Here is a 25,901-nt window from a genome sequence, read left to right on the forward strand (position 1 = left end):
CATGCCCGCACTGACCGTCGGATTCGATCTCGACATGACCCTGGTGGATTCCCGCCCCGGCATCGCCGCGGCGTACCGGGCGCTGACCGCGAGGACCGGTGTGCCGGTCGACGCCGAGTTGGCCGTGTCCCGGCTCGGGCCGCCGCTGCGCACCGAGATCGCGCACTGGTTCCCGCCGGAGCAGGTCGAGTCGGCCGTGCGGGTGTACCGCGAGCTGTATCCGGCGTACGCGATCACCCCGACGCTCCCGCTGCCGGGAGCGCGGGAGGCCCTCGACGCCGTCCGCACGCGGGGAGGCCGTGTGCTTGTCGTCACGTCCAAGATCGGCCGGCTGGCCCGGCTGCACCTCGAGCACCTCGGTCTCACTGTCGACGAGCTGGCCGGTGACCTGTTCGCCGAGCAGAAGGCGACCGCGCTACGGGAGCACGGCGCGACCCACTACGTCGGCGACCACGTTGCGGACATGGTCGCGGCTGCTGCGGCCGGGGTGCCGGGAATCGCCGTCGCGACCGGGCCGTGCTCCTCCGACGAGCTGCGCGCGGCCGGGGCGAAAGTGGTGCTGGACGATCTCATCGGATTCCCAGCGGCGCTCGACGGCATGATCCAGCTAGCCTGGGAGCAGTAGCGGCTCAAGTGAAGCAGGGGTTTTCAGGTGCCTACGGGTCGAGTGAAGTGGTACGACACGGCCAAGGGATACGGCTTCGTCACCAGTGACGAGGGCGGCGACGTGTTTCTGCCCAAGGCCGCGTTGCCGGCGGGCGTCACCGACCTCAAGGGTGGTCAGCGGGTCGACTTCAGCGTGGTGGACAGCCGCCGGGGCGCGCAGGCCATGGGCGTCAAGCTGTTGGACGCGCCGCCGTCGATGGCGGAGCTGCGGCGTCGGCCGGCCGAGGAGCTGCACGGCCTCGTCGAGGACATGATCAAGGTGCTGGAGGCGAAGGTCCAGCCGGACCTGCGCCGGGGCCGGTACCCGGACAAGAAGACGGCGCAGAAGATCGCTCAGCTGGTCCACGCCGTGGCGCGCGAGCTGGAGGTCTGAGGCACCAGGCCGGCGGTGGCGGCGCGATCGAGGAGCGCCGTCACCGCGGCGAAGCCGGCCTCGCCCAGGTCGGCGGTGAACTCGTTGACGTAGAGACCGATGTGCCGGTCCACCACGTCGAGTTCCATCTCCTGGGCGTGCGCGAGGACGTACTCCCGGCTGACCGTCGGATCCGCCCAGGCCTGCCGGACGGACTCGCGGATCCAGCCGGCCGCGGCCACCGGGTCGACCGCGCCGCGCCGGGCCAGGATCGCGCCGAGCGGGATGGGCAGCCCGGTGTCGGCCTCCCACCACTCGCCGAGGTCGACGAGCGCGGTCAGCCCGTGCCGGTGGTAGGTGAAGCGGGCCTCGTGGATGACCAGCCCAGCGTCGTAGCGACCAGCCGCGACGCCCGGCATGATCTCGTGGAACGGAACCACCTCGATCCGGGCCGGTGGCTGCCCGGCCGACCAGAGCCGGAACAGCAGGTAGGCGGTCGTCCGATCGCCGGGCACCGCCACCGTGGCGCCGGCCAGGTCGGCGCGGTCACCCTTGGTGAGGACCAGCGGCCCGCATCCGCGACCGAGCGCGCCCCCGCAGGGCAGCAGGTGGTAGTCGTCGAGCAGCCAGGGCAGCGCCGCGTAGCTCACCTTCACCAGGTCGAACGCGCCCCGCTCGGCCGCCGTATTGGTGACGTCCACGTCGGCGTACGTCACCTCGACCGGCGGTGCGCCGGGCACCCGCCCGTGCACCAGGGCGTCGAAGACGAACGTGTCGTTGGGGCAGGGCGAGATCGCCAGGGAGAGCGCCACGCCCTCACGTTAGCCCCACCCGCGCGCACCCGGCCGGCGCGGTCCGGGCCCTGTGACGCTGCCCGCTGAACAGGGTCCGAGCCTGCACGCGTGCACGCCTGCCGCCTGCACGCCAGCCTGCCGCCGACGTTCAGCCGCCCCGGGGTGCTCGGGCATTGCCTCCCTCCTGTAGAGCTGCCCCGTCTGTGGGGCACGGTGCCAGTGACGGCGGGCGGGGTGAAGGGCGGTGGTGTGGATGCGGTGACGGCGGTGGTGCGGTGGGCGCCGGTGACGGGCGGTGGTGCGGGGTGCCGGTGAACGGCGGGTGCCTGCCCGGGGTTCTCGAATAGTCGGCTCACAGGCCGGGCCGGGGGTGGTACCGGAGGCGTCTCCGGCTGTTCGGCGCGTCCGCACCGGGTGAAGGTTGATCGGTTCTGGCTCGATGAGGAAGAGGACGACTCGCCCCATCAATGGGGCACCTCTACAGGCGCTCAGCAAGGGGATCCGCGCACAGCGCGGCGGTGTTATCAACAGGGTTATCCACAGATGGATGACGCCCTGTTGACGACGCGAGGCTGAATGAAAACCATGGATGGGTGGCTATCGGCAGAGGTGTGATCGACCTGGGGGAGGCCCTACGGGAACTTCGCCGGTGTGCCGACCTGAGCCAGCGCGAGTTGGCCGAGCGGTCCGGGGTGCCGAAGAGCACGTTGGCTCGCATCGAGGCGGGGCAGGACGCCCGACCGGCGTTCCGGACAGTGGAGCGGCTGATCAGGGCGGCCGGGGGTGAACTCGTCCTCGGGCTGCCCGGCGACTCCCGCTGGGCGGCAACCGGCGACAGCCGCCTCACGGCAGCCGGGGAGTCACCGCTCGCGCTCGACGAGGAGCCGCCGGTTGAGCCACCGGGCGAGCAGCCGGAAGAGATGCGGGACGAGGCCGGTCGCCGCTACCCCGCGCACCTCGACGTACGTCGGGTCCGGACCCTCAAGGACTGGCCGGCCGCCTGGTGGGTGCACTCGTACACGCTCCCGTCGCGGTTGTGGCCGGTCCGCGTTCCCGAACTGACCTATGACCTGAACCGGGCTCGTCGGGACGAGCGGCGACGGCGGAGTTGGACGCGTGCCCGGGTGCGGTTTCGGCGTACGTCCGAGGGGTTGCCGGCCACCTCCTGGCGTCTTCTCGCCGAGGTGCCCGGAGCCGGGCCGGTCGGTGAGCTGAGGGCGCACGAGCGGAGCGTGGATCTTCTCTTGGGCGAGGAGTGGGGCGATCAGCGTGAGCTGGTGTTGGAGGGCGTCGTCGTGGCTCCCGGCCTGCGGACTCTGGGCATCGGGCGGGGTCTGATAGAGCTGCTGGCCAAGGAGATGGCTGCGGCTGGGCTGCGGGCCGCCCACGCGATCGCCGAGGCCGGCGACGTGCAGTTTCTGCTGGCCTGCGGGTTCGAGCTGCAGGCAAGTCGACCGTCGGCGCTGATGCTCGAAGTCTGACGGTCGTTCCCCGAGGTGGGCGCCTGCGACGCGGATCTCAGCCGGGCCACGGGTCAGCGCAGTGCCGGAGCCGCTGTGGTGAGCGCGCTGAGGGCCTCGCGCAGCCGCCAGGCGTCGCGGTCGCGGGGGCCGATCGGGTTGGAGATGGTGCGCAGCTCGACGAAGGGCACCCCGGCCTGCGCGGCGGCGACCGCGACCCCGTACCCCTCCATGGCCTCGGCGACCGCCTCCGGATGCCGGCGGCGCAGCTCGTCGGTGCTTGCGGCGGTGCCGGTGACCGTGCTGACGGTGAGTACCGGGCCGGTCGTGGCCGACGGCAGGGCCGCCCGGAGCGCCGCGAGCAGGCCCGGGTCCGCGGGCATGACGCTGCCTCCACCGAGGAGCGCGGGTGGCATGCCCAGGTCGTCGACGGCGATGAAGCCGTCGGGTGACTCGGCGCCCAGGTCGGCGGCGATGCTCGCGGTGCCGAGCACCGTGTCGCCGACGGCGGCCCGCCCGGTGAAGCCGCCGGCCACGCCGGCGCTGACCACCGCGCGGTACGGTCGGCCGGCCGCCTCGGCCAGGGCCAGCAGCCGTGCGGTGGCGGCGCCCGCGACCGCCGGGCCCACCCCGATCGGGGCGACCGTGACGCTGGTGTCGGTCAGGCCGGCGCGTACGGCGTCCGCCTCGGCCGGCACCGCGGTCACCACCAGCAGGCCGGTCACGAGAGCGAGCCGGGGGACTCCCGGCGGGTCTCGTCGTCCGCTCCGCCGCCCGGGCCGCCCACCGCCGAGGAGGGGCGGTAGATGTGGTAGCCCGGCGGCGCGAGCCCCGGCTCGTCCTGCCGCGGTGGGTTGGCCTGGGTGGGAGCCGGCGAGGTGGGGGCCACGTCCGCGGGCTCGGCCACCGGCTCGGCCATCGGCTCGTCCTCGGCCAGTTCGTCGTCGCCCAGCGGCCGGCCGGCGAGCTTCTCGGCGCGCAGTCGGGCGGCGACCAACACCCCCCGGACGGCGGCCAGGATGCCCACGCCGGCGGCGACGGCGATGCCGGTACGGCCGTCGAACGGAACCAGCCCGAGCCCGCCGCCCACGACGAAGGCGAGCATCAGGACCGTCTCGGAGTGGGCGAAGGAACTGGCCCGTAGCCGCTCCGGGATGCGCTCCTGGATCGAGGCGTCCACGGCGAGTTTGGCCACCCCACTGACCAGCGCGGTGACCAGACAGAGCAGGGCCACCATCAGCAGCGAGAACTGGATGACGGCGAGCACCGCCACACCCGCCACGATGATCATGCTGCTGGACTGGATGGCGGTCGGCCGGTGGATGCGCAGACGGGTGCCGACGGCTGTCGCCAGGAAGCTGCCCACGGCCAGCGCCGCGCCGATCAACCCCAGCGCCCACTCCGCGCCCAGGTCCCGGCCGAACACGCCGGTGGTCAGGTCACCCTTCTTGATGGCGAAGGCGAGGAACAGCAGCAGGAAGCCGTACACGGCGCGCAGCGTCGCGGCGCCGACCAGTGTGGCGATCACCAGTCGCCCGGCGGGTCGGCCCCGGCCCAGCGGCCGGTCCTTGCGGCGGCCCAGCGCGCGCAACGCGCGGGGGACCCGCTCCGGCGGCTCCGAGTCCGCCTTCGGCGGCAGCCTTAGGGAGATCACCATGCCGATCAGGAAGATCACCGATGCGACGCGCAGCGGCCACTGCGGCCCGAACCAGAAGGCCGCCAACCCGATCGGCGCGACGAGCGCACCCGCCACCGTGCCGTAGACGCTGGCCCGCGCGCCCACCTGGGAGAGGCCCAGCCCCTCCGGCAGCAGCCGGGGCACCGCCGCGGACCGGGCCACGCCGTAGGCGCGCGACAGCGCGAGCACACCGAACGCGGCCGGATAGAGCCCGAAGCCGTGGATGTAGTCGGAGATCAGCCAGGCCAGGAACGCCCGGCCGAGCATGGTGGCGGCCAGCGCGTACCGCCGGCCGTGTCGGAAGTGGTCCAGCAGCGGGCCCACCACGGGGGCGAGCATCGCGAACGGCACCATGGTCACCAGCAGATAGAGCGCGACCTTGCTGCGGGCCTCGCCCAGCGGCACGTTGAAGAAGATCGTCCCGGCCAGGCCGATGGCGATCAGCGTGTCGCCCGCGCACGAGACGGCATGCAGGTCGAACAGGCGGACCATGCCGACCTCGCCGCCAGCGCCCCGCGCCCGGGCCCGCCCGGCCCGGCGGGTCACCCAGCGGCCGCTGCCCACCGAACCACGTAGGAGCAGGCGGACGGCCCGAATGCCGGTGCCGACGGTCCGCCCGAGGACGGATCGCCCGGAGCGGGAGTACGGCGGCATGTGCACCATCCTCGCCCATCTGATCCAGGTACGCCGCACCACTGCGGTGAAAGGTTCCCCGGGAGTCCCTGTCACCCCTGCGGGGAGCATGGGGAACAATGGTCGGGTGACCAGGCCCGTCTCCACCCGTGCCGCCCGTCTCGACCAGGTCTGCGCCGCCGCCGTCGAGGTGGCCCGCGCTGGCATCACCGAGGTCGACGCCGACGACGTCGGCGACCACTTGCAGGTCGTGGCCGAGGGTGAACGGCTGGTCACCCACTACTTCGAGTGCCTCCTCGCCGGCTACCGCGGCTGGCGGTGGGCGGTCACCGTCACCCGCGTGGCGCGCAGCAAGACGGTGACCATCTGCGAGACGGTGCTGCTGCCCGGCCCGGACGCGCTGCTCGCGCCCGGCTGGCTGCCCTGGCAGGAGCGGCTCAAGCCGGGTGACCTCGGCCCGGGTGACCTGCTGCCGACCTCCCCGGAGGACGAGCGGCTGGCCCCCGGCTATCTGCTCTCCGACGACCCGGCGGTCGAGGAGACGGCCTGGGAGCTGGGTCTCGGCCGGGCCCGCGTGCTCTCCCGGGAGGGGCGCGCCGACGCGGCGCAGCGCTGGTACGACGGCGACCACGGCCCGACGGCGGCCATCTCCACCGCCGCCCCGGCCGCCGCCCGCTGCGGCACCTGCGGCTTCTACCTGCCGCTGGCCGGCTCGCTGCGACAGGCGTTCGGCGCCTGCGGCAACTTCTACGCCCCGGACGACGGCCGGGTGGTAAGCGCCGACCACGGGTGCGGCGCCCACTCCGAGACGCTGATCGAGGCCGCCGAGACCGCGGTGGAGGATCTTCCGACGGTGTACGACGACAGCGCGGTGGAGGCCATGTCGGTCAGCCGTGCCCCGGGCTCGGTCGAGGCAGCCGAGCCGGCGGAGCCGTACGGGCACCCCTGAGCATTCGCTCCGGCGCGGGCCGGGTGCGCTCAGTTCGCGCGGCGGCGGCGTCGGTTGGCGTCGTGACGCAGCATGACGGCGAGGCCGGGGAACCCCCAAAGGAAACCGGCCAGGCAGGTCCAGAGCCAGTTCTCGTGATCGTGCTCGGTCAGCCAGCCCCGGAAGAACACCAGCAGCACCAGCCCCACGACCGCCCAGGCGATCAGCCCGGCGACGGCGAACGGCACCATCGGCGGGTCCAGCGGCGCGGGACGCGGAGGCTGGTCGTTCGGCATCGGGCAAGCGTACGCGATCAACTTCCCCTGCCCGCTTCTGATCTGGGACGATGCGCGCGACAAACCGGAAGATCACCTGCGAGGACCTGATGGCAGTAGCGCCGCCCGAGAACGGCACACCTCCCGACCCCGCTCACCCGCGTAACGGCTTCGACCGGTTCTTCGAGATCTCCGCCCGCAGCTCGACGTTGAGCCGTGAGGTACGCGGTGGCCTGGCGACCTTCTTCACGATGGCGTACATCGTGGTGCTCAATCCTTTGATTTTGGGCGGCGCCGTCGACGGTGACGGCAAGTCCCTCCCGATTCCGGCGCTTGCCGCGGCGACCGCGCTGGTCGCCGGCCTGATGACCATCCTGATGGGTGTGGTCGGCCGGTTCCCGCTGGCGCTCGCCGCCGGTCTGGGCGTCAACGCCCTGGTGGCGTACGAGATCGCTCCCGAGATGACCTGGGCCGACGCGATGGGCCTGGTGGTGATCGAGGGTGTGATCATCGCGGTGCTGGTGCTCACCGGCCTGCGTACCGCGGTGTTCCGCGCGGTGCCGACGCAGATGAAGACGGCGATCGGCGTGGGCATCGGCCTCTTCCTGACCATCATCGGTCTGGTGGACGCGGGCTTCGTCCGGCGGATCCCGGACGTCGCGAACACCACGGTGCCGGTGGGCCTGGGCATCGGCGGCAAGCTGGTGAGCTGGCCGCTGCTGGTCTTCGTGGTGGGCCTGCTGCTCACGCTGGTGCTTGTGGTGCGTCGGGTGAAGGGGGCGATCCTGATCGGGATCCTGACCTCCACCGTGCTGGCGGTGATCGTCGAGGCGGTCGCCAACATCGGCCCGTCGTTCGTCGACGGGAAGCCCAACCCGAAGGGCTGGGCGCTTAACGTGCCGGAGCTGCCCAAGACCGTGGTGGACGTGCCGGACCTGTCGCTGCTCGGCAAGTTCAACGTGCTCGACTCGTGGGGCCGGGCCGGCTGGGTGGTCGTGCTGATGTTCGTCTTCACCCTGCTGATCACGGACTTCTTCGACACCATGGGCACGATGGTGGCGGTCGGCCAGGAGGGTGGCCTGCTCGACGAGCGGGGCACCCCGCCGAAGGCCAAGGAGATCCTGCTCGTCGACTCGATCGCGGCGGCGGCCGGCGGTGCGGCGAGCACCTCCAGCAACACGTCGTACATCGAGAGTGCCGCAGGTGTCGGGGAGGGCGCCCGGACCGGCGTGGCCAGCCTGGTCACCGGCGTGCTCTTCCTGCTGGCGATGTTCCTGGCGCCGCTCGTGGTGATCGTGCCGTTCGAGGCGGCGTCGACGGCCCTGGTGGTGGTCGGCTTCCTGATGATGACCGCGGTACGAACGATCGACTGGTCCGACTACGAGATCGCCATTCCGGCGTTCCTCACCATCGTGCTGATGCCGTTCACCTACTCGATCTCCAACGGGATCGGCGCCGGCCTGATCACCTTCGTGGTGGTCAAGCTGGCCCGGGGCAAGGCCCGCGAGATCCACCCGCTGCTGTACGGGGTGGCCGCGCTCTTCGTGCTGTACTTCCTGCGCGGGCCCATCGAGTCGCTTGTGCTCTGACGGCCGTCCGGGCGGGGAGTCGAGTGTGATTCCCCGCCCGGAACAGCACAAACATCCTCGTGAGCCTGGTCATAACGGATGTCGTTAGCCAGGCTCATTAGTTAAGCTAACTAACGTGACGGAGCGGACGGTGACGGCGGAACGCGTGCCACCGGCGCAGCTGGCTCCCCAGTTGCGAGATGCGATCACCCGACTCAACCGGCGGGTCCGACGGGCCCGGCCGGTCGGCGACCTCACGGTCACCCAGGTCTCCGCGCTCACCAGCCTGCGGCTGGCGGGCGCGATGACGCCCCGGGAACTGGCCGACGTCGAACGGGTGCAGCCACCGACGATGACCAAGATCGTCGCGAAGTTGGAGGACCGTGGCCTCGTGCGACGGACCCCCCACCCGACCGACGGCCGGCAGGTCATCCTCGCGGCTACCGAGGGAGGGCAGGCCGTGCTCGACCAGTTCGAGCGGGCCCGCGACGAGTGGCTGGCCCACCGGCTGGCCGCGCTCGACGAGGACGACCGGGAGACCCTGCACAGGGCCGCCGAGATTCTCCAGCAGCTCGCTCGCGCCTGAGCCCGCGCCCGCGCCACCGGGCCGTGCCGTCACCTGTCGATGACGTGTACGTCCGGAGGAGGCGCACCAAGAGTGCAGGCCAAGTTGAGCACGATGTTCCAGTCCCTGCAGGTCCGCAACTACCGGCTCTTCGCATCCGGGCAGCTGATCAAACTGGTCGGCGTCTGGATGATGTTCATCGCCCAGGACTGGCTCGTCCTCGAGCTCTCCGACAACTCGGCCACCGCGCTCGGCGTGGTCACCGCGCTGCAGTTCACCCCGGTGCTGCTGCTCACCCTGCTCTCCGGCCGCCTCGCCGACCGGTACGACAAGCGGGTGCTGCTCTTCGCCGCCAACGCCTTCTGGACGGTGCTGGCGCTCGGGATGTCCCTGCTGGTGCTCACCGACCTGGTGCAGCTCTGGCACGTCTTCGCGTTCGCCGCGCTGCTCGGCACGGCCAACGCCGTGGAGACCCCGGTCCGCCAGGCGTTCGTCTCCGAGCTGGTCGGCACGCCCCTGCTGCCCAACGCCCTGTCGCTGAACGCCGCCGTGTTCAACTCCGCCCGGATCGTCGGCCCGGCGGTCGCCGGCCTGGCCATCGCCGCCTTCGACGTGGGCCCGGTCTTCCTCTTCACCGCCGTCAGCTCCATCGCGCCGCTGGTGAACGTGGTCCGGATGCGGACGAGCGAACTGCAGCGCGACGCGCTCCCACCGCGCGACGAGCGGGCGTCCGCGAAGGTCGTCGACGGGCTGCGGTACGTGTGGCGCCGGCCTGACCTGCTGCTGCCGATGGCGGTCATGTCGGTGATCGGCATGTCGCTGTTCAACTTCCAGCTCACCCTGGCCGCGCTGGCCAAGACGGTCTTCCACACCGGCGCCGCCTCCTTCGGCCTGTTCAGCACCGCGCTGGCCGTCGGCGCGCTGTGCGGTGCGCTCAGCGGCACCGGTCGGCGCAGCCGGCCGTCGGTCTGGCTGGTGCTCGGCGCCGCGATCGCCTGCGCCAGCTTCGGCACCCTGGTCGGCTTCGCGTCGACGTACTGGCTGGTCGTGGTGCTGCTCGTGCCCACCGGCTTCTTCATGGTCTTCTTCGCCCAGGCCGCCAACCAGCGCGTCCAGCTCGGGGTGGACGCCGCCTTCCGCGGCCGGGTGATGGCCCTGTGGGTGCTGGTGTTCCTGGGCACCAACCCGGTCGGCGCACCGCTGATCGGCTGGGTCGCCGAGCACTTCGGCGCCGGCGCGAGCATCTGGATGGGCGGACTGATCTCGCTGGCCACCGCGCTGATCGCGCTCACCTGGCAACTGCGCCGCTCCGGTGCGCGACTGCGCTTCCGGGTGCTGCCCATGCCCCGCTTCTACGTCACCTCGGCCGACTGCTGACCTGCGCGAAGGGCCCCTTCCGAGCGGAACGGGGCCCCTGCGCACGTTCGGAGAACCCGGGGACGTCCGGATCGGCGGATAGCGCGGATGCGGCCAATTCGCTGGCGGGGCGGCACGACGGGGCTTAGCGTCGATATGTGGGAGTCGAACGCGCGCTGATGCTTGCCCTGGCGTTCCTCGCCGTGGCCAGCCTCCCGGCGGCGTTCGCCCTGCTCTTCTGCGCCGACGAGATCATCGACCGGGTGGTCTGCGGCTGGTCCGAGTGGCGCGAGCGCAGGCGGGAGCGCCGCACGATCGCCCGCCTCGACCGGGCCATCGAAGCCGACGCGCTGACCCGTGACATCGACCTCAGCGAGTTCGACCGCACCGACCGTCGCCCGTTGGAACAGCTCGCCGCCGACCTGCGCCGCCTCGGCGGTCAACGGCTCGGCGGCAACGCCCGGTCCATGGTCTGGCACGGTGCGGTGCTCCAGGCGTACGACGACCGGCTCCGGCTGGCCTGCCGCGCCCTCGGCATCACCGAGCACCTCGCCGAGCTGAGCGGCGTCGACCAGCAGATCGAGCGGATCCGGGTGGAGGGCGTGCTGCACGCCGCCGGTCTGACCCTGCCGGCGGCCCGGGCCGGGCACCGGCAACGGCACCGCTGACCGGCCGGCCGATGCGGCTCTTCGTCGCCGTCTACCCGCCCGTCGCGGCGGTCGAGGACCTCGGTGCCCGGACCGTACGCCTGCGGGTCGGTGCGGCGGCCACCGCCGGCACGGCCGTCCGGCTCGCCGACCCGGCCAACCTGCACCTCACCCTGGCCTTCCTCGGTGACGTCGAGGCCGCCCGCCTGGCCGACGTGGAGAGCGCGCTCGGGCTCGCCGCCCAGTGGTTCCGCGACGACCGGGACGCCTCGCCCCGGCTGAGTCTCGGCGGCGGCGGCGTGTTCGGCGACGGTCGGCGCACCGTGCTCTGGACGGATGTCCGGGGCGACGTCGAGGCGCTGCACGCACTGGCCCGGCTGATCCGCGATCGGCTGCGCCACGCCGGGTTGCCGTACGACGACAGGCCGTTCCGCCCGCACCTGACAGTGGCCCGGCCCGGCGACCGGGTGGCCCCGGCGGCCGTGGAAGCCGACCGGGTCGCCCTGAACGACTACCAGGGACCGGAGTGGCGGGCGACCGAGTTGGTGCTGGTCCGCAGCCACCTCGGCCTCCGGCCGCGCTACGACCGCCTCGCCGCCTGGCCGCTCTGACTCGTCGAGCCAGGCGTGATCCACTCGGGGTCAGCCGACCGCCGACGTCTCAAGCGTCAGGAGGACTCGCGGGCGGCCGGGCCGGTGCCGAAGAGCACGTCGTCCCAGCTCGGCAGGCGCTTGCGCGGCTTGCCGTTGGCGTCGGTGGACTCGCCGGAGGCCGCCGCTGCTGCCGTACCCGTCCGGCGGGGTCGCAGCACCGCCAGCGACGGCACGGCCGGGACCTCCTTGGGCGCGTCCGAGTCGTCGTCGAAGGCCGAGCCCTGGCCGCCGCCGAGCAGCGCGGCGGCGCCGCCACCGACCGGCCGCTGCCGAGGCGCGTCCGACCCGGCAAGAGCAGCCGGGGTGCGCGGCTCAAGGCCACGACCCGACGAGCCGCCGAGCGGGCGGTCCAGCGAGGCGAGCAGCGCGTCCCGGCCAGCTCGGATCGGATCGCGGCCGGGGCGCGGGTGCTCGGACGCGGCCGGCAACCCGTGCCCACCCCGGCTCGGCTCGCCACGCGACGGACCGGGCAGGCCGTGCCCGGTCCGCTCCGGCGCCGGCTCCTGGCCGAGGATCGGCGTGGGCCGCTCGGCGCACAGGTACTGCGCCATGTCGTCGTGCGGCGTGACCACCTGCCGGGCCTTGTCCATGTCCCAGATGGCCTGCGCGGTGGCCTTGCCGGACGGCCAGGTGGCGATGATCCGCCAGGTGCCGTCGTCACGCCGGTAGGCGTCCCAGGAGATCTTCTCGGTGTCGATGCCGTGCTGGCTCAGCCGGCCGTTGACCACCTCGGCGAGCGGGGTGGGCTTCTCCGCGCCCTTGAGGCGGGTGCGGCGGGCGTGCTGGGCGAGCATCGCCCGCTCCTGAAGCACCGGGCCGGCGTAGCGCAGCACCCGGTCGACCGGCACCCCGGCGATCCGGGCGACATCCTCCGCGGACTCACCGGAGCGAATGCGGGCCTGGATGTCCCGAGGAGACAGTGAGGGAATCGGATCGGCCGTGGTCGGTGCCACCGCGAGCGGCGGGGCACCCGGCTCGGGGTGCATCACGCCGGCGATGCGTTCGTCGATCGGCAGGGCGAGCAGCCGCCCCACCTCGTCGGCGAGCACCAGGGCCTGGCCGTCCTCGGAGAGGGCGACGAAGCGTACTGGGCGCATAGCGTTGCCTCCGTCCCGCTTCGCTGGCCGCACGCCACGAGTCGGCCACCCAGGCGTCTCGGACCACCGTACGCGCATCTGTCTCGGGGTGGGGGAAGCGACACCCCGCATGTCGCGACTGAGCTGCGGCGATGATCACGGTGGGTGTCCGTCGAGGCTCCGACGGACACCCACCGTGACGATGCTCAGAGGCGCTCGACGACGTAGTCGATGGACGCGGTCAGCGCCTCGACATCGGCCGGCTCGACGGCCGGGAACAGCGCCACCCGCAACTGGTTGCGGCCGAGCTTGCGGTACGGCTCGGTGTCGACGATGCCGTTGGCGCGCAGCGCCTTGGCGATCGCGGTGGCGTCCACCCCGTCGGCGAAGTCGATCGTCGCGACCACGTTGGACCGCAGCGTCGGGTCGGTGACGAACGGAGTGGCCACCGTGGACCGCTCCGCCCAGCCGTACACCGTCGCGGCGCTCTCCGCCGTGCGCTTGGCCGCCCAGGCCAGACCACCCTGCGCGTTCATCCAGTCGGTCTGCTCGGCCGCGAGGAAGATGGTGGCCAGCGCCGGGGTGTTGTACGTCTGCTCCAGCCGCGAGTTGTCGATCGCGGTCACCAGGTCCAGGAAGGCCGGAATGTAGCGCCCCGACGCCTTGATCTCGGCGGCCCGCTCCAGCGCGGCCGGCGACATCAGGGCCAGCCAGAGGCCGCCGTCGGAGCCGAAACACTTCTGCGGCGCGAAGTAGTAGACGTCGGTCTCGCCGACGTTGACCTCCAGGCCACCGGCGCCCGAGGTCGCGTCGACGAGGAGCAGCGAGCCCTCGTCCGCACCGGCCACCCGGTTGATCGGCACGGCCACGCCCGTCGACGTCTCGTTGTGCGGCGTCGCGTACACGTCCACGCCGGCCTCGGCGACCAGGGTCGGCGCGCTGCCCGCAGCGGCCTTGCGGACGGTCGGCTCACCCAGGAACGGGGCGTCCGAGACCGACTTGGCGAACTTCGCGCCGAACTCGCCGAAGCTGGCGAACTGCGCGCGGTCGCGGACGAGGCCGAAGGTGGCGACCTCCCAGAACGCGGTGGTGCCGCCGTTGCCGATCACGACCTCGTAGCCCTCGGGCAGCGAGAAGAACTCGGCGATGCCGGAGCGCAGCCGGGCCACCTGGTCGCGGACCGTCTTCTGCCGGTGCGACGTGCCCAGGTAGCTGGTCGCCACCTCGGCGAGCGCGGACACGGCCGCCGGACGGACCTTGGACGGGCCGCAGCCGAAACGTCCGTCGGCGGGCTTGATCTCGTCAGGAATCCGGATGATCGGTGCGTCAGCCACGGTCTTGAAGGTCCTTCCGCATGGGCGAGGGCGGGCTCGGTGCGGACCGGCGGCGGGCGTACGCGGGGCGCACGGCGGCCGGGATCCGTACCGCGATCCGGCGACACTGCCGGCCCTCATCCTCGCACCCGGGTCGGGCCGTGGAAGTCGGGGTCCCGAGGGCCGGCCTGAGTCCTTCGCCACACCCCGGGGCCGATCGCCCGACCGCGCACAGAAAAGGGCCCCTCCCGGACGTGAGTCGTCGGGAGGGGCCCTTCGAGCCGGTCAGACGCCGTGCGGGATGGCGCCCCAGCCCTCGACGTCGCTGGGCTTGCGGGTGTCCGGGCCGACGTAGCGGGCCGACGGACGGACCAGCCGCTGCAGGCGCTTCTGCTCGAGGATGTGCGCGCTCCAGCCACCCATCCGGGCGCAGGTGAACATCGAGGTGAACATGTGCGCCGGCACCTCGGCGAAGTCCAGCACCACGGCCGACCAGAACTCGACGTTGGTGGCCAGCACCCGGTCCGGACGGCGGGCCTGAAGCTCGGCGAGGGCGGCCTTCTCCAGCGCCTCGGCGATCTCGAAGCGCGGCGCGCCCAGCTCCTTGGCGGTGCGCCGCAGCACGCGGGCGCGCGGGTCCTCGGCACGGTAGACCCGGTGGCCGAAGCCCATCAGCCGCTCGCCCCGGTCCAGGACTCCCTTGACGTAGCCCTCCGCGTCGCCGCTGCGCTCCACGGCCTCCAGCATGCTGAGCACGCGGGACGGCGCGCCGCCGTGCAGCGGCCCGGAGAGGGCGCCGATGCCCGACGAGATGCAGGCCGCCGCGTCCGCCCCGGTGGAGGCGACGATGCGCGCGGTGAAGGTGGAGGCGTTCAGGCCGTGCTCGGCGGCCGAGATGAAGTACGCGTCGACGGCCTTGACGTGCCGCGGATCCGGCTCGCCCCGCCAGCGCTTCATGAACCGCTCGACGATGGTCTGCGCCTTGTCGATCTCCTTCTGCGGCACCGCCGGCAGGCCGAGGCCACGGGCGGACTGTGCGACGAAGGAGAGCGCGGTCACCGACACCCGGGCGAGGTCCTCGCGGGCCTGCTCGTCGGAGATGTCCAACAGCTGGCTGAGCCCCCAGTACGGCGCCAGCATCGCGACCGCCGACTGCACGTCGACGCGGATGTCGCCGGAGTGCACAGGCACCGGGAACGGCTCCGCTGGCGGCAGGCCCGGCCCGAACCGGCCGTCGACAAGCAGCGCCCAGACGTTGCCGAACGAGACCTGGCCGATCAGATCCTCGATGTCGACCCCGCGATAGCGCAGCGCGCCACCCTCGCGGTCGGGTTCGGCGATCTCGGTCTCGAAGGCGACGACGCCCTCCAGACCGGGTTTGAAATCGGCCATGTCGCTCTCCTGGATCTGGTCGGTGCGCCTGATCAGCTGAGCCGGCCCGGTCGGCCGAGCGCCTTAGGCGACCCTCAGGGATGTGTTCGGAACATCTTGCCTGCTGCGTAACCGGATATGCGACCCGCTGCGACTGTGCTGCACACGACATCTGAGGACGCGCATTCTCCGCGCCACTCGGTGAGACTGGGCGATGCGGACTGGCCAGCGCGGGAGGGTGCTGGTCGGGCCGCCGAGGAGGAGTGGGGACGTGACGGGCGACACACCCGCCCCGGCCGCGATGCGTAACGAGTACGCCGCGGACCTGGGCCTGACCGAAGCTGACCTGGCCGCCGACTGGCACACCCAGTTCGACGGCTGGTTCGCCGACGCGGTGGCCTTCGGGCTGCCCGAGCCGAACGCGATGGTGGTGGGCACCGCCGACGACGCCGGCCGGCCCAGCGGCCGGACGGTGCTGCTCAAGGGGTACGACCCCGAGGGCTTCGTCTTCTTCACCAACCACCTCTCGCGCAAGGGTGTCGAGGCGGCCGGCAACCCGTACGCCAGTCTGGTCTTTCCGTGGTTTCCCATGCAGCGGCAGGTGGTGGTCGCCGGGTCGGTCGCCCCGGTCGATCAGGCGGTGACCGAGTCGTACTTCGCGAGCCGGCCACGTGGTTCGCAGGTGGGCGCCTGGGCCAGCCCGCAGTCGCAGGTGGTGCCGGACCGGGCGGCGTTGGAGGAGCGTTACCGGGAGGTGGCCGAGCGGTTCGCCGACCAGGCCGAGATCCCGACCCCGCCGCACTGGGGGGGTCTGCGCGTCCGGCCGGACGCGGTGGAGTTCTGGCAGGGTCGCGCCGGCCGGTTGCACGACCGGCTCCGCTTCCGTCGCCTCGACGCGGGTGGCTGGATCGTCGAGCGGCTGGCGCCGTGACGGGCGTGCAGGAGGCCCGGCCGCGCGGAGCGCGCCGCTGGGCGATCGACGTCCGCCCGCTGCGCGTACCGGCGTACCGGCGGTTGTGGCTCGGCAACACCGTGGCGATGTTCGGCTTCCAGTTCACCGCCGTCGCGGTGCCGGTGGAGATGTACGCCCTGACCCGGGACTCGTTCTGGGTGGGTCTGCTGGGCGTGGCCGCGTTCGTACCCCTGCTGATTTTCGGGCTCTGGGGTGGCGCGGTGGCCGACGCCCGCGACCGCCGGGCGGTGCTGCTCGGCGGGTCATTGTTGCTCTGGGCATCCACCCTCGGGCTGCTGGTCCAGGCGCTGCTGAACGTGGGCAGCCCGGTGCTGCTGCTGGTGCTGATGGCGGTGCAGTCGGTGGCCTTCGCGATCACCTCGCCGGCCCGTAGCGCCATGCTGCCCCGGCTGGTGCCGGACGACCTCGTCCCGGCCGCCAGCACCCTGAACTACACGACCTTCACCGCCGCCTCGGTCGCCGGCCCGCTCGCCGCCGGCCTGATCCTCTCCGCCTCGCCGGACACCAGCGTCGTCCTGCCGATCGCCTACGGCGTGGACGCGGTGCTGTTCACCGCGATGCTCTGGGCCGCGCTGCGCCTGCCCGCGCTCCCGCCCGAGCCGACCGCCGACGGCCAGGCCCGACGTGCCGGCCTGGCCAGCGTGATCGACGGATTCCGGTACCTCGCCACCACGCCGGTGCTGCTGCTCTCGTTCGGCGTGGACCTGATCGCGATGATCCTGGCCATGCCGAGGGCGCTGTTCCCGGAGATCGCCCACGAGCGGTTCGGCGGCGGCGGCTCGGTCGGCCTGCTCTACAGCGCCATCGCGATCGGCTCCATGATCGGTGGGCTGACCTCCGGCTGGATCGGTCGGCTCCGCCGGCAGGGCGTCGGCCTGGTGGTCGCGGTGGTCGGCTGGGGCCTGGCGATCGCCGCCGCCGGGTTGGCCCACCAGCTCTGGCTGATGGTCCTGCTGCTCGCCGTGGCCGGCGCCGCCGACCTGGTCAGCGCCGTACTGCGCCAGTCCATGCTGCTGGTGTACGCGCCGGACCGGATGCGCGGTCGGCTCCAGGGCGTCAACACGGTGGTGGTGGCCGGCGGTCCGCGCCTGGGTGACCTGCGGGCCGGCACCATGGCCGCCGGGTTCGGCGGCGGGGTGGCCTGGGTCGCCGGTGGGCTCGCCTCGGCGGTGCTCGTGGTGGTGCTCGCGGTCGCCTTCCCGGCGCTGCTGCGCTACCGGGCCTCGACGGCGTCGAGCGGCGACCGGCCGTGACCGGTTAGGGTCGCCGGCATGGAAAGCCCCGACCAGCGCCCCTTCTCCGGCGCACAGTGGACCATCGCCGCCGCGGGCCACGAGGCCGTCATCGTGGAGGTGGGCGGCGGGCTGCGGACGTACCGGCACGACGGCGTCGACCTGCTCGACGGGTACCGCGCCGACGAGGTCTGCCCCGGCTGCGCCGGCCAGGTGCTCGCGCCCTGGCCGAACCGGATCCGCGACGGCCGCTACCCGTTCGCCGACCGGACGCACCAGCTCGCGCTGACCGAGCCGGAGCGGCACGTCGCCATCCACGGGCTGGTCAACTGGGTGCCGTGGCGGCTGCTGGAGCAGTCCGCGGACGCGGTGACTGTCGGCTACGACCTGCCGCCGCAGCCCGGCTACGAGTGGCCGCTGCGGCTGGTCAGCCGGTGGAGCGTGAGCGCGGACGGCCTGCGTGCCGAGCACGAGGTGACGAACGTCGGCGCCGAGGTGGCCCCGTTCGGCTTCTCCGTGCACCCGTACCTGCAACTGCCGGGTGTCGCGGTGGACGACCTGGTCATGCGGCTGCCGGCGCGTACCCGTGTGCTGGTGGACGGTCGGCTGCTCCCGGTCGGGGCGACCCCGGTGGCGGGCACCGAGTACGACTGGACCAGCCCGCGTCGGATCGGCGGCGCGGAGTTGGACCTCTGCTTCGGCGAGGTGATCCGCGACTCCGACGGCGGCTCCTCGGTGAGCCTGGCCGCGCCGGACACCTCGTCCGGGGTGAGCATCTGGGCGGACGCGGAGTTCGGCTGGTGGCAGGTGTTCACCGGGGACGCGCTCACCGGCGAGCGGCACCGGCGCTCGGTGGCGATCGAGCCGATGACCTGCCCGCCGGACGCGTTCCGCTCGGGCAAGGACCTGCTCACGCTCAAGCCCGGCACGACCTGGCGTGGTGCCTGGGGCATCCGTCCCGGAGCCTGATGGAGTTCGCGGAGGTCGTCCGCCGTCGGCGGATGGTCCGCAACTACGACCCGGACCGTCCCGTCCCGCCCGACGTGGTGGATCGGCTGCTCGACCACGCCGTCCGCGCCCCGTCGGCCGGGTTCGCCCAGGGCTGGGGCTTCCTGGTGTTGGAGGAGGCGGCCGACCGGGAGCGGTTCTGGGCCGCCACCACCCCGGAGGGCGGAGGGCGGGAACGCTGGCTGGCGGGGATGCGCCGGGCGCCGCTCATCGTGGTGCCGCACGCCAACGAGTCGGCCTACCTGCGGCGGTACGCGGAGCCGGACAAGGGGTGGACGGATCGGTCGACCGACCGCTGGCCGGTGCCCTACTGGTACGTGGACACCGGCTTCGCCGCGCTGCTGATGCTCCTCACCGCGGTGGACGAGGGGCTGGGGGCGTGCTTCTTCGGGGTTCCGCCGCAGCGCCTGGACGCGTACCGGGACGCGTTCGACGTGCCGGACGAGTACCGCCCCATCGGTGCCGTCACAATCGGTTACCGTGCGCCCGACCATCGGTCACCGTCGTTGCGCCGGGGGCGGCGCGGGATGGACGAGGTGGTACGGCGCGGGCGGTGGAGTTGAGTGGGGCGTCCCGTTCGTCGGAGTTGAGGAACGGACGAGCGGTAGCGAAACTGACATCAGGGAGCAGAACGCCGCGTGTGCTGGGCGGCTAGGCTGACACGGTCATCGGTGCCGCGCCGCGCGGTGCCCGCCGCGGCCCGGCTCGGCGTCGTCGGTCGGCCCGGCCACGGGGAGGGGAGCGTGCCGTCGTGATCTTCAGAGCGGTCCGGGACGGGCGTCCCTACCCGGAGCACAACCTGACGCTCAAGCAGTGGGCGGAGATTCCGCCCCGCCCGCTGCGCCTGGACCAGTTGATCACCACCAAGCGCGAGTTGGCGCTCGACAAGCTCCTCGCCGAGGACTCGACCTTCTACGGCGACCTCTTTCCGCACGTGGTCCAGTGGAACGGTGGGCTCTACCTGGAGGACGGGCTGCACCGTGCCCTGCGTGCCGCCCTGCAACAGCGCAACCAGATTCACGCCCGCGTGCTGGTGCTCTCCGAACCGATCGAGTGAGCGGCGTGAGCTGAGGCTTCGTTAAGGTGACGGCATGACTGCCCTCGATCTGCTCGACCTGGACCCGTCGCTCAGCGCCGAGGAGCGGCAGATCCGCGACGTCGTCCGCCAGCTCGTCGACGACCGGGTCCGCCCGCACGTCGCCGCCTGGTACGAGGAGGGCCGCGTGCCGGCCCGCGAGCTGGCCCGGGAGTTCGGCAAACTCGGTCTGCTCGGCATGCACCTGACCGGCTACGGCTGCGCAGGCGCCTCCGCCGTCGCGTACGGGCTCGCCTGCCAGGAGCTGGAGGCGGGTGACTCCGGTCTCCGCTCGCTGGTCTCGGTGCAGGGCTCACTGGCGATGTACGCCATCTGGCGCTACGGCAGCGAGGAGCAGAAGCAGCGCTGGCTGCCGGCGATGGCGACCGGCGAGGCGATCGGCTGCTTCGGCCTGACCGAACCCGACCACGGCTCCGACCCGGCGTCCATGACCACCCGCGCCCGCCGCGACGGCGACGACTGGATCCTCGCCGGCGCCAAGATGTGGATCACCAACGCGCCGATCGCCGACGTCGCCGTCATCTGGGCGCGTACCGACGAGGGTGTACGCGGTTTCGCCGTACCCATGGACACGCCAGGCGTCACGGCCCGCGAGATCGGCCGCAAGATGTCCCTGCGCGCGTCGGTGACGGGCGAGATCGCGCTCGACGACGTCCGGCTCCCGGCCGACGCCCAACTACCCGACGCGATCGGGCTCAAGGCGCCGCTGAGCTGCCTCACCGAGGCCCGGTACGGCATCGTCTGGGGCTCACTCGGCGCGGCACGGGACTGCCTGGAGACCGCCCTGGCGTACGCCACCAGCCGCACCCAGTTCGGCCGGCCGCTGGCCGGGTTCCAACTCACCCAGGCCAAACTCGCCGACATGGCCGTCGAACTGGTCAAGGGTCAACTGCTCGCGCTGCACCTCGGCCGGCTCGCCGACGCCGGCCGACTCCGCCCCGAGCAGGTGAGCGTGGGCAAGCTGAACAACGTGCGGGAGGCCCTGGCCATCGCCCGGCAGTGCCGCACCATCCTCGGCGCCAACGGCGTCTCCGGGGAGTACCCGGTGATGCGGCACGCGAACAACCTGGAGAGCGTCCTGACGTACGAGGGCACCTCCGAGATCCACCAACTCGTCGTCGGCCAGCGGCTCACCGGGCTATCCGCGTTCGCCTGACCTGCCCGTTTACGCATTCCGGCCGCTCGACGCGCGGCTGTCGTACCGGGGCCGTACCGTCATTGACAGACGACGTGTCTGACGAGGACGGTGAGTGTGATGGCCCGCGACGCTGGCATCAACGAGCCCACGAGGGAATTCCCCGGTTACCCGACCGGCGACGACCTCAAGGAGCGCTCGGCGGCGACACCCGACCCGACCATGGACACACCCGGTGGCACCGGTGGCCCCCCGAGCGGTGGGGTCGACGGAGCCGGTGGGGGCGGCGGTGCGAGCGGTGGTGGCGGTGCGGCCCGTGGGCTGCTCCTGCTGCTCGGCGCCGCCGCGCTGGCCGTGGTGGTGCTGCTCGGCGTGCAGGCGACCGGGTTCCTGCCCGATTTCCGTAACCCGTTCGCGAAGGAACAGACCGACCGCAGCCAGCCGCCGCTGCTGAAGTCGATCCAGGACCTCAGCCGCTACGTGGCCGCCGAAGGCAACTTCCAGGTCGTGGTCGACACCCAGAACGACAGGCGCAACGTCCCGGACTTCCTGCTCAACGAACGCACCCTGTTCGTCGGGGCCGGCAGCGTCGAGGCGTACGTCGACTTCACCAAGATCGGTGAGGGTGCCATCGTGCAGTCCGCCGACGGCAAGTCGGTCGAGATCAAGCTCCCCGCGCCGCAGCTCGGCGAGACCAACCTCGACATGGAGAAGAGCTACGTCTTCGCCGAGCAGCGCGGCCTGCTCAACAGGCTCGGCGACCTGGTCGGCAACGACCCCAACCGGCAGCAGCAGGTCTACCAGCTGGCCGAGGACCGGATCACCGCCGCCGCCCGCGACAGCGGCCTCGCCGCCCGCGCCGAGGCGAACACCCGCAAGATGCTGGAGGGGCTGCTGCGCTCGCTGGGCTTCCAGCAGATCACGGTCACCTACACCGCACCCTGACCCCTGGCACCTCCGCTGTCTGACGCGGAAGCGCCCGCCCCGACGACCGTCGGAGCGGGCGCTTCCTTTGGTGCTGCGCGCGGCCCGCGCCAGCCCTCCGTTCAAGATCTGCGCAACTTCGGTGATGGTGCCGCCTCGCGAGCGACTGAGGCAGCAACATCCCTGAACTTGCGCGCGGTCGGGGCGGGTTTCTGGGGTTGACGTCAGTGGCCGGTCGAGGCGAGGTAGCGGTCTTCGTTCGGCATGAGGATCCAGAGGATCAGGTAGACGATCACCTGGGTGCCGGGCAGCAGCAGCGACAGCAGGAACAGCAGCCGAACCATCCCGGCGGACATGCCGAACCGCTGGCCGAGGCCGGCGCAGACACCGGCGAGCATGCGCCCCTGGCGGGGCCGGACCAGTTTGCGACTCATCGTCGTACTCCCACTCTGCGGCGGTGCGCCGCGTCTGCAATCCACGGTACGAAGGGGTGGCCATCCCGCCCTCGGTCCCGAGGAGGATCGGCGAGCCGTGGACCCGTAGGTGCATTACCCGGGCCGACCCTCCCCAACTCCTCCCACACGACCGTCCCCACCCCGCCGCTGGCGGGGGCGGTGGTGAGCTGGGCGGGTAGGCTCGCTGGTCGGGCACCCACACCCCGGGTGGCCGGCGGCCGCCCGACCGGGCGGCCACGAGCGGGGCCGCCGGACCGGTGGCCACGACCGGGCGGATCCCGTACGACGGGACGACGCCGAGGAAGCGCAGCCATGATCAGTGTTTTCGACCTCTTCAGCGTCGGCATCGGGCCGTCCAGTTCGCACACGGTCGGGCCGATGCGGGCCGCCCGTACGTTCGTGGCCGGGCTCAAGGCCGACGGGCTGCTCACCGAGACGGCGCGGGTGCAGGCCGAGCTGTTCGGTTCGCTGGGCGCCACCGGGCACGGGCACGGCAGCGACCGGGCGGTGCTGCTGGGGCTGGCCGGTGAGTCGCCGGAGACGGTCGACACCGACAGCGTCGGTCCTCGCGTCGAGCGGATCCGCGCCGAGCGGCGGATCAGTCTGCTGGACGCGCACGAGATCGACTTCGACCCGGACCGGGACCTGACGTTGCACCGTCGCCGGTCGCTGCCGTACCACCCCAACGGGATGACCTTCGTGGCCTTCGACGCGGCCGGGGAGCAGGTCAGGGCGCGGAGTTACTACTCCGTCGGCGGTGGCTTCGTGGTGGACGAGGCGGCGGCGGGCGCGGACCGCATCAAGCCGGACACCACGCGGGTGCGGTACCCGTTCCTGACCGGGGCGCAGTTGCTGGAGGTGACCACCCGTACCGGGTTGTCGATCAGCGAGGTGATGCTTGCCAACGAGCGCTCGTGGCGCAGCGAGGCGGAGATCCGGGCGGGCCTGCTGGAGATCTGGCGGGTGATGCAGGAGTGCGTGCAGCGCGGCTGCGAGCGGGACGGCGTACTCCCTGGGGGGTTGAAGGTTCGGCGGCGCGCGGCGGAGCTGCGGCGCGGCCTGGAGGCGGACGCCGGGACGGCGGATCCGCTGCACGCGATGGACTGGGTCACGCTGTTCGCGCTCGCGGTGAACGAGGAGAACGCGGCAGGCGGTCGGGTGGTGACCGCGCCGACGAACGGCGCGGCGGGGATCATCCCGGCGGTGCTGCACTACTACACCCGCTTCGTGGAGAAGGCCGACGACGACGGCGTGGTGCGGTTCCTGTTGGCGGCCGGCGCGATCGGCGTGCTGTTCAAGGAGAACGCGTCGATCTCCGGCGCGGAGGTCGGCTGCCAGGGTGAGGTCGGCTCGGCGTGCTCGATGGCGGCGGCGGGGCTGGCCGAGGCGCTCGGTGGCACCCCGGAGCAGGTGGAGAACGCCGCCGAGATCGGGATGGAGCACAACCTCGGTCTGACCTGTGACCCGGTGGGTGGCCTGGTGCAGATCCCCTGCATCGAGCGGAACGCGGTGGCTAGCATCAAGGCGATCACGGCCGCCCGGCTGGCCCTGCGCGGCGACGGTGTGCACAAGGTGTCGCTGGACAAGGTCATCAAGACCATGCGGGAGACGGGCGCCGACATGAAGGTCAAATACAAGGAGACGGCGCGTGGCGGTCTGGCCGTCAACGTGATCGAGTGCTGAGTCCGGCCGATTCGGGGCATTCGTTCACCGACTGCTAACCTGTCGTCCGTTTCAGGAGGCGGGAGGCTCGCGGTGACCTCTGGCGTCGCGGCCCTGTGGTCGCACCGCAACTCGCTGCGCATCCTGGTCAGGCGGGACCTGGCGGTCAAGTACCAGCAGTCGGTGCTTGGCTACTTCTGGTCGTTGATCGAGCCGCTCGGCATGGGCGCCATCTACTGGTTCGTGTTCGGGGTGCTCTACTCCCGCGACACCGGTCGGCACCTCGGCGAGGCGGCCGGGTCGTACCCGCTGTTCCTGATCACCGGGATCTTCGCCTGGATGTGGGCCAGTTCGGCGCTGAGCGAGGCGACAAACGCGCTGACCGGACAGTCCCGGCTGATCACCACGATGAACGTGCCGCGGCAGGTCTTCCCGATCGGCCGGGTCACCGGCCGGTTCGCCGAGTACGCGGCCGGCCTGCCGATCCTGATCGCCATCGCGGTGATCTACGCGGCGCGGGGCCGGATCCACCCCGGCTGGTCGCTGCTCGCCCTGCCGCTCGCGGTGGCGGTGCAGGCGGTGCTGCTGGTGGGGCTGGCCCTGCTGCTGTCCGCGTGGAACGTGCTGATGCGCGACGTGGAGCGGTTCCTGCGGTTGATCATCCGGGTGCTGTTCTACGCCACGCCGATCATCTATCCGCTCAGCCTGGTCCGGGAGTCCGGACTGCCGGGGTGGCTCAAGGTGGTGTACGAGCTGAACCCGTTGGTCGGGATCTTCCAACTGCACCACGCGATCTGGTACCCGGACGAGTTCCCGGACGCCCGGCTGCTCGTCACCACTGTCGTCGGCAGCGTGCTGGTGCTGGCCGCCGGCTGGTGGTCGTTCCGCCGGTTGGAACCCGCAGTGCTCAAGGAACTCTGACGTGGCCGCGCCGATCATCGAGGCGGACGGTCTGGGCATCCGGTTCGTCCGCAACCGTCGCCGCCAGCTGCGGCTGCGCGAGCTGTTCATCCACCGGGGCGGGCGCGGCGCCCTGCCGGGCCAGTTCTGGCCGCTGCGCGACGTGTCGTTCACCGTCGAGCCGGGCGAGACCGTCGGGGTGATCGGCCGCAACGGCACCGGCAAGAGCACCCTGCTGCGGTTGATCGCCGGGGTGCTCATCCCGGACGAGGGCGACATCCGGGTGCACGGTGCGGTGGCGCCGTTGCTGGAGTTGTCCGCCGGTTTCTCCAACGACCTGACCGGGCGGGAGAACCTGCACCTGGTCGGTGGGCTGCACGGGCTGTCGGCGAGCTACCTGAAGCGGCACTTCGACGACATCGTCGAGTTCGCCGGTGAGCAGGTGGAACGGGCCATCGACACGTCGGTGCGGCACTACTCGTCGGGGATGAAGGTGCGGCTCGGCTTCGCGATCATCTCGCACCTGCCGCACCCGATCCTGCTGATGGACGAGGTGACCGCGGTCGGGGACGCGGAGTTCCGCAAGAAGTGTTACGCGACGATTGATCGTCTGCTCGGGGAGGGGCGCACGCTCGTGCTGGTGTCACACAACGAAAAGGACCTGACCCGGTTCTGCCGTCGGGGGTTGTACCTCGACGCGGGCCGGTTGACGCTCGACGGCACCATCGCCGAGGCGCTCGACGCGTACCACGCCGCGGTTCCGCGGTGACGCTCGCGATCGTGCTCGCCGCCGGGACGTCCGCGGCGGGCCTGACCACCGCGTCCGGCGAGCCGCTTGCCGACCGGCTGGCCGCCCAGTTGCGCCGGGCCGGGGCGGCCGAGGTGCGCTTCGCCGCCACCCTCGACGAGCTGGCCGCGCTTGCCGACACCGCCGACGGGCCGCTGCTGGTCAGTGGCACCGACCTGGTGGCGCACACCGCCGTACTGCGGCATCTCGCCACCAGTCCGGTGGGGCCGACGGTGGCGTTGGTGTTGACCGACCCGCCGGTGCCCGGGCGGACGGCCGTGCGTGAGGAGCGCGGCCAGATCGTCGACGCCGGCCCGCTGGACGCCCTCGACGGTGACGCCACAGGCGTGTTCGGCGGCGCGTTGCGCGTCGGCGTCGACGACCTGCCGACCCT

27 protein-coding genes and 1 pseudogene are annotated in these 25,901 nt (G+C 72.1%); 20 read left to right on the forward strand and 8 right to left on the reverse strand.

Annotation, left to right across the window (positions count from 1 at the left end; all coding sequences use genetic code 11):
- Window position 1 precedes the first annotated feature (1 nt).
- Window positions 2-625 carry an HAD family hydrolase gene (locus tag MILUP08_RS03580; RefSeq protein ID WP_007454811.1) on the forward strand — a complete coding sequence of 208 codons (624 nt, stop codon included), beginning with the start codon at window positions 2-4 and terminating at the stop codon, window positions 623-625.
- Window positions 626-652: 27 nt separating this feature from the next.
- Window positions 653-1,039 carry a cold-shock protein gene (locus MILUP08_RS03585; RefSeq protein WP_007454813.1) on the forward strand — a complete coding sequence of 129 codons (387 nt, stop codon included), beginning with the start codon at window positions 653-655 and terminating at the stop codon, window positions 1,037-1,039.
- On the opposite strand, the gene MILUP08_RS03590 is transcribed toward MILUP08_RS03585, so the two are convergent.
- Window positions 1,000-1,830, reverse strand: coding sequence for a 1,4-dihydroxy-6-naphtoate synthase (locus tag MILUP08_RS03590; protein WP_007454815.1), 831 nt, complete (start codon window positions 1,828-1,830; stop codon window positions 1,000-1,002). The two genes, MILUP08_RS03585 and MILUP08_RS03590, sit on opposite strands and share 40 nt — an antisense overlap.
- 575 nt (window positions 1,831-2,405) lie before the next feature.
- On the opposite strand from MILUP08_RS03590, the gene MILUP08_RS03600 reads away from it, so the two are divergent.
- A complete protein-coding gene (locus tag MILUP08_RS03600) occupies window positions 2,406-3,293 on the forward strand; it encodes a helix-turn-helix domain-containing protein (RefSeq protein WP_007454817.1) in 888 nt (295 codons plus the stop codon).
- A 53-nt stretch (window positions 3,294-3,346) separates the two neighbouring features.
- On the opposite strand, the gene MILUP08_RS03605 is transcribed toward MILUP08_RS03600, so the two are convergent.
- On the reverse strand, window positions 3,347-3,997 hold the full coding sequence (locus MILUP08_RS03605) for a futalosine hydrolase (protein WP_007454818.1): 651 nt from the start codon (window positions 3,995-3,997) through the stop codon (window positions 3,347-3,349).
- Window positions 3,994-5,604 (reverse strand): MFS transporter, encoded by a 1,611-nt coding sequence (locus MILUP08_RS03610; RefSeq protein ID WP_007454819.1) that lies wholly within the window; start codon window positions 5,602-5,604, stop codon window positions 3,994-3,996. The genes MILUP08_RS03605 and MILUP08_RS03610 overlap by 4 nt, the downstream gene beginning before the upstream one ends.
- Between MILUP08_RS03610 and MILUP08_RS03615 the strand changes: the two genes are divergently transcribed.
- Window positions 5,603-6,532, forward strand: coding sequence for a DUF3027 domain-containing protein (locus MILUP08_RS03615; RefSeq protein WP_193376564.1), 930 nt, complete (start codon window positions 5,603-5,605; stop codon window positions 6,530-6,532). The two genes, MILUP08_RS03610 and MILUP08_RS03615, sit on opposite strands and share 2 nt — an antisense overlap.
- A 29-nt stretch (window positions 6,533-6,561) precedes the next feature.
- Here the strand turns inward: MILUP08_RS03615 and MILUP08_RS03620 are convergent, their stop codons facing one another.
- A complete protein-coding gene (locus MILUP08_RS03620) occupies window positions 6,562-6,807 on the reverse strand; it encodes a DUF2530 domain-containing protein (RefSeq protein ID WP_007454822.1) in 246 nt (81 codons plus the stop codon).
- A gap of 89 nt (window positions 6,808-6,896) precedes the next feature.
- Here MILUP08_RS03620 and MILUP08_RS03625 point away from each other — a divergent pair, with 89 nt between their 5' ends.
- The 5 genes from MILUP08_RS03625 to thpR all read left to right on the forward strand — a co-directional run bounded on the left by MILUP08_RS03625 (window position 6,897) and on the right by thpR (window position 11,533).
- Entirely contained in the window at window positions 6,897-8,375 is a 1,479-nt protein-coding gene (locus MILUP08_RS03625) for an NCS2 family permease (RefSeq protein WP_039907221.1), read from the forward strand.
- Between the two features lie 115 nt (window positions 8,376-8,490).
- Window positions 8,491-8,940 (forward strand): MarR family transcriptional regulator, encoded by a 450-nt coding sequence (locus MILUP08_RS03630; protein WP_007454826.1) that lies wholly within the window; start codon window positions 8,491-8,493, stop codon window positions 8,938-8,940.
- A gap of 72 nt (window positions 8,941-9,012) precedes the next feature.
- Window positions 9,013-10,296, forward strand: coding sequence for an MFS transporter (locus tag MILUP08_RS03635; protein ID WP_007454827.1), 1,284 nt, complete (start codon window positions 9,013-9,015; stop codon window positions 10,294-10,296).
- Window positions 10,297-10,433: 137 nt separating this feature from the next.
- Entirely contained in the window at window positions 10,434-10,943 is a 510-nt protein-coding gene (locus tag MILUP08_RS03640) for a hypothetical protein (protein ID WP_007454829.1), read from the forward strand.
- 11 nt (window positions 10,944-10,954) lie between these two features.
- The gene (thpR, locus tag MILUP08_RS03645) at window positions 10,955-11,533 is read left to right on the forward strand and encodes an RNA 2',3'-cyclic phosphodiesterase (protein WP_007454831.1); all 579 of its coding nucleotides are present in this window, start codon (window positions 10,955-10,957) and stop codon (window positions 11,531-11,533) included.
- 56 nt (window positions 11,534-11,589) lie between these two features.
- Here the strand turns inward: thpR and sepH are convergent, their stop codons facing one another.
- From sepH to MILUP08_RS03660, 3 genes are all read right to left on the reverse strand, one after another.
- Entirely contained in the window at window positions 11,590-12,672 is a 1,083-nt protein-coding gene (gene sepH, locus MILUP08_RS03650; protein ID WP_007454833.1) for a septation protein SepH, read from the reverse strand.
- A gap of 185 nt (window positions 12,673-12,857) precedes the next feature.
- Window positions 12,858-13,985 (reverse strand): phosphoserine transaminase, encoded by a 1,128-nt coding sequence (serC, locus tag MILUP08_RS03655; protein ID WP_007454835.1) that lies wholly within the window; start codon window positions 13,983-13,985, stop codon window positions 12,858-12,860.
- A gap of 264 nt (window positions 13,986-14,249) precedes the next feature.
- The gene (locus MILUP08_RS03660) at window positions 14,250-15,356 is read right to left on the reverse strand and encodes a citrate synthase 2 (protein ID WP_007454837.1); all 1,107 of its coding nucleotides are present in this window, start codon (window positions 15,354-15,356) and stop codon (window positions 14,250-14,252) included.
- Between the two features lie 193 nt (window positions 15,357-15,549).
- On the opposite strand from MILUP08_RS03660, the gene pdxH reads away from it, so the two are divergent.
- From pdxH to MILUP08_RS03695, 7 genes are all read left to right on the forward strand, one after another.
- The gene (pdxH, locus tag MILUP08_RS03665; protein ID WP_051065656.1) at window positions 15,550-16,266 is read left to right on the forward strand and encodes a pyridoxamine 5'-phosphate oxidase; all 717 of its coding nucleotides are present in this window, start codon (window positions 15,550-15,552) and stop codon (window positions 16,264-16,266) included.
- Complete coding sequence (locus tag MILUP08_RS03670; protein ID WP_007454842.1) at window positions 16,263-17,561, forward strand: MFS transporter; 1,299 nt, start codon at window positions 16,263-16,265, stop codon at window positions 17,559-17,561. Before pdxH ends, MILUP08_RS03670 begins: the two co-directional genes overlap by 4 nt.
- Before the next feature lie 18 nt (window positions 17,562-17,579).
- The gene (locus tag MILUP08_RS03675; RefSeq protein ID WP_007454845.1) at window positions 17,580-18,509 is read left to right on the forward strand and encodes an aldose 1-epimerase family protein; all 930 of its coding nucleotides are present in this window, start codon (window positions 17,580-17,582) and stop codon (window positions 18,507-18,509) included.
- Entirely contained in the window at window positions 18,509-19,111 is a 603-nt protein-coding gene (locus MILUP08_RS03680; protein WP_007454848.1) for a nitroreductase family protein, read from the forward strand. Before MILUP08_RS03675 ends, MILUP08_RS03680 begins: the two co-directional genes overlap by 1 nt.
- 188 nt (window positions 19,112-19,299) lie before the next feature.
- On the forward strand, window positions 19,300-19,605 hold the full coding sequence (locus tag MILUP08_RS03685) for a type II toxin-antitoxin system VapB family antitoxin (protein ID WP_007454850.1): 306 nt from the start codon (window positions 19,300-19,302) through the stop codon (window positions 19,603-19,605).
- A gap of 34 nt (window positions 19,606-19,639) precedes the next feature.
- A complete protein-coding gene (locus MILUP08_RS03690; protein WP_007454852.1) occupies window positions 19,640-20,800 on the forward strand; it encodes an acyl-CoA dehydrogenase family protein in 1,161 nt (386 codons plus the stop codon).
- 99 nt (window positions 20,801-20,899) lie between these two features.
- Window positions 20,900-21,724: a DUF4230 domain-containing protein gene (locus tag MILUP08_RS03695; protein ID WP_039905311.1), complete on the forward strand. Its 825-nt coding sequence runs from the start codon at window positions 20,900-20,902 to the stop codon at window positions 21,722-21,724.
- A gap of 203 nt (window positions 21,725-21,927) precedes the next feature.
- Here MILUP08_RS03695 and MILUP08_RS03700 read toward each other — a convergent pair whose 3' ends face one another.
- Window positions 21,928-22,137 carry a PspC domain-containing protein gene (locus tag MILUP08_RS03700; protein WP_007454856.1) on the reverse strand — a complete coding sequence of 70 codons (210 nt, stop codon included), beginning with the start codon at window positions 22,135-22,137 and terminating at the stop codon, window positions 21,928-21,930.
- Window positions 22,138-22,470: 333 nt separating this feature from the next.
- Between MILUP08_RS03700 and MILUP08_RS03705 the strand changes: the two genes are divergently transcribed.
- The 4 genes and pseudogenes from MILUP08_RS03705 to MILUP08_RS03720 all read left to right on the forward strand — a co-directional run.
- Window positions 22,471-23,841, forward strand: coding sequence for an L-serine ammonia-lyase (locus tag MILUP08_RS03705; protein WP_007454858.1), 1,371 nt, complete (start codon window positions 22,471-22,473; stop codon window positions 23,839-23,841).
- Between the two features lie 72 nt (window positions 23,842-23,913).
- Window positions 23,914-24,741: an ABC transporter permease gene (locus tag MILUP08_RS03710; protein ID WP_007454860.1), complete on the forward strand. Its 828-nt coding sequence runs from the start codon at window positions 23,914-23,916 to the stop codon at window positions 24,739-24,741.
- Between the two features lies 1 nt (window position 24,742).
- On the forward strand, window positions 24,743-25,489 hold the full coding sequence (locus tag MILUP08_RS03715; protein ID WP_007454862.1) for an ABC transporter ATP-binding protein: 747 nt from the start codon (window positions 24,743-24,745) through the stop codon (window positions 25,487-25,489).
- Window positions 25,486-25,901, forward strand: a pseudogene (locus tag MILUP08_RS03720) (CDP-alcohol phosphatidyltransferase family protein); the annotation flags it as partial. The gene MILUP08_RS03715 and the pseudogene MILUP08_RS03720, both read left to right, overlap by 4 nt.

It is taken from the genome of Micromonospora lupini str. Lupac 08, from assembly GCF_000297395.2.
Lineage (GTDB): Bacteria > Actinomycetota > Actinomycetes > Mycobacteriales > Micromonosporaceae > Micromonospora > Micromonospora lupini.